The sequence below is a fragment of the Caballeronia sordidicola genome, assembly GCF_000729995.1.
In the GTDB taxonomy this organism is placed as follows: domain Bacteria; phylum Pseudomonadota; class Gammaproteobacteria; order Burkholderiales; family Burkholderiaceae; genus Caballeronia; species Caballeronia sordidicola_A.
In genome coordinates this window covers 1-351 of record NZ_JNFG01000193.1, presented here as the reverse complement: position 1 = coordinate 351, position 351 = coordinate 1, and the positions used below count along the sequence as shown (strand labels likewise).

Annotated in this window: 1 protein-coding gene; it reads right to left on the bottom strand. The window is 54.4% G+C overall.

The genetic code is table 11. The features are described from left to right. Positions 1-166 precede the first annotated feature (166 nt). Positions 167-351: hypothetical protein (locus FH08_RS52725; RefSeq protein ID WP_035568181.1), on the bottom strand; the 185-nt coding region annotated here is incomplete at its 5' end.

Here is a 351-nt window from a genome sequence, read left to right as displayed (position 1 = left end):
AGATCCGTCACGCCATATTTGATTTGCTCAATGCCTAGAATCGTCATGCCATTGCTCCTGTTCAGTTCGCCCACGCCAGCGGACTGTCATTCAAGCCCCAGTAAAAGCTCTTCTGCTGCATACATTCGCGAACGTTGCGACGCTATTCCAGCGAGCGCACAGCCGATCAACCATAAAACTCAAGCTTTTCCGGATTCAGATCTACAGGTTCCGGTTTTTTAATGGCGGGACCTGCGAAAGGTGTGGCGAAGTCGCCAATGGCCAGCATGTCCACCTCGACCACCACCGGCCCGCTTTGTCCGATACCCTCGCTCAACACGTCCTGCACGCTCTCCAGCGAACTCAGCAGGT